At 65.8% G+C, this 2,579-nt stretch carries 2 protein-coding genes; one reads left to right on the top strand and one right to left on the bottom strand.

The features are described from left to right. Nucleotides 1-446: 446 nt before the first annotated feature. Nucleotides 447-1,274: a hypothetical protein gene (locus ACFWBF_RS37200; protein WP_385609259.1), complete on the top strand. Its 828-nt coding sequence runs from the start codon at nt 447-449 to the stop codon at nt 1,272-1,274. Between the two features lie 746 nt (nt 1,275-2,020). Here the strand turns inward: ACFWBF_RS37200 and ACFWBF_RS37195 are convergent. Beyond that, the coding region (locus ACFWBF_RS37195; RefSeq protein WP_385609258.1) for an ISAs1 family transposase at nt 2,021-2,579 on the bottom strand (559 nt) is incomplete at its 5' end.

Raw genomic sequence — 2,579 nt, 5'->3', positions numbered from 1 at the left:
GCGGGCGACCTCACCAAATGGCTGGCCGCCCGCGACTTCTAAAACACGGCCTAGGGCTCCGGCGGTTGCGGCCGCCACGGGCGGCGGCGGTCTGCTGATCCTGTTCCTGATCCTGGCGGCGCTCGGCGGCGGGGGCGGAGGTGCGCCGCAGACGTCGAACCCGTCGGCGCCGGCCACCGCCGCGGTCACCCCGGCCGGGTTACCCCGGTAAATCCAGTGCGACGAAGGCCCGGCCGTCGGCCGGGCCTTCGTCATCGGCCTTGGAGAACGAGGTACAGCCGTTGGCGCTGAGAGTGATCACCGTCGGCTAGCGCGGTGATCATCCCTAGAGCCATGGGCCGGACCTGGCTACGGTCCGCGTCATGCCGATGGAGTCGTCGTGCGTCGCTTCTGATCCGCGCGGATAATGGAACTGTCTCTGAGGGGGCAGGGGGCGAGGAGTCGGAATGACGACCTACTGCAGGAGGCACAGCGCTGCCTGTGTAACCGCCGCGTTGATGCTCACGCTTGCTGCTGTTCCAACCACTGCAGACGCCGTCTCAGCTGAGTCGCAGCCCAAGCGAGGGTCTGCGAGAGCCCTTACAGGCTGCGCAGACGCGACTTTCCCCGTTGAGATCGCGCCCGGCTACGAGGGCCTGTACATCCACTCCGCCAACGTTTCCTCAGGGTGCTCAGTAGTCACGAACGTCGGCAACCTAACCCTCCAGCTCAGCGGCGGCCTGATCTCTGCGCCTGCACATTTTGATACCCCTGCGGGGTGGGCTGCCGAAACCACCGCCCAACAGATCAGGAGCGAACTTCCGCCAGGCAGCGTGGTGGTCCTGCCCGGAGAATCAGCCGTGCTGTACCAGCCGCCACCTGAGTACACCGTCGATGTGGTCCCCCTCCACGTGGCCCAAGAGGCCGAGTTCGCGCAGCAGTACGGCTTGGGCGTTCTCGCCGAGCGCGACGAAGGCCGAATCATCCCTCTGAGTAACAAGTTCGGGAACGCCATCAATAAGTGCGCGAAGGCCACGCGGGACACCTGGAAAGAGCTGGGGCAGGCGACGGGGGTGGAGTCGATCGCGGACATCTTTGACAAGGCGAAGGGACTCCCCAAATGCAAGACCGCCTTCAGCATGCTCGACCCTGATTCCCCAAACCCTGACAAACCACCGATCTGGGAGCGGTGGCACCGAAATCTCAACAACTTCGACGTCAAGTGGAACACGCAGCTGTCAGACGACCTCGCCACGCGCGGCGCCAAGATCCTGAGCAAGATCCCGCGCGGCTGAACTTTGACGGGAGCTGAAGGTAAAGATCTGTCCGTGGAGGGCTGGCACTTGGACAACAGTAGAGACCGTGCCTTGTCAGCAGCCAGGCCCCACTCATGATCGTCCTTTTCAGAGACCCCCTCCCCAGGGACGAGCGCTGCGCTAGCCGACCATGATCAATCTCAGCGCCAACGGCTGTACCCATGTTCCTACCGACGCCAATTGCATCGGATGCGAACAGGCGACACCCGTCCTGGAGGCGGGCCCAGGACCCTCTGGAGCCGGCCCCGCCTGACCCTGCCCGCCCAGGTCATCAACCAGGACCAAGCGCCATTGCACCAACATCATCGGCTCGCCACGCTTCGGCGGGTCCTCAACGACGACTGTTGGCCCTGCGGAACCGCGTCGCTGCCGCGCTCGTTCTCCTCTATGCCCAACCCGTCAGCCGCATCGTCCGCCTCACCACCGACGACGTCACCACCATCGCCGTCCGGCTGGGAGAGCCACCATCTCCCCTCCCGGAACCCGTCGCCGAGCTGATGCGGGCCTACGTTCGCTCCCGCCAGCACCTGCGCTACGCCCCAGCAGCAGGAGCTCCTGCTGGCTCTTTCCCGGCCGCCAGCCAGGGCAGCCGATGAACCCGGCCAGCTTCCAGGCTCACCTACGCGATCGGTGTCCCTCCGCAGCGCGGCAGGACATCCGCGATCCGCCAACTCGTCCTCCAGGCCCCAGGGCTTCGGCGTTGTCGCGTGATGTCCGGTTCGTGATCATGTGCGGCCGAGCAGGGCGAGTGGGCGTTTCGGGTCGCGGGAGTTGGCCCGGAGTGCGGCGGCGACGTTCTGGGTGCCGGCGATGCGCAGGGCGCCGATGGCAAGGTTGCGCCATGTCGCCATGGTGCGGGGTGCATTGCCGGTCCGAAGCTGCGAGGCGTCCTCGGCGAAGGTGGTGTCCCGCACGTGGTGCAGGGCCTCGATCTGCCAGTGCGAGCGGATCATGTTGGCGAGCTGGTCGGGAGTGGCCTGCTCGGCGCTCAGGCTGGTGACCGCGTAAACGGTCTTGATACTGACCTTGCCGCTCTTGCGGTGCAGGCGGCGCCGCTTGAGCTGGACGGCCTGGCGGGCGCCGGGGAAGAGCAGGTTGTTCACGGTGCAAACCTTGATGCGGCGGATCTCGCCACGGCCGTGACCGCTCTCGCGGATGCGGCTCTGGAGCGGAATCCGCTGCCAGGGAAGGGCTTTGAGCTGCTTGCGGAGCTTCTTCTGATTCCCTTTGAGCTCGTAACAGGATCTTACTGAGATGCCCTGGTCGGGCGTAACCGGTGTGACG

It is taken from the genome of Streptomyces sp. NPDC060028, assembly GCF_042736725.1.
In the GTDB taxonomy this organism is placed as follows: Bacteria; Actinomycetota; Actinomycetes; order Streptomycetales; family Streptomycetaceae; genus Streptomyces.
Note: the sequence above shows the minus strand (reverse complement) of the source record. Positions and strands in the feature narration are given on the sequence as shown.

Excerpts from the sequence above, each read along its gene's own strand:
- ACFWBF_RS37200 (WP_385609259.1), top strand. The coding sequence starts at position 447 with ATGACGACCTACTGCAGGAGGCACAGCGCTGCCTGTGTAACCGCCGCG.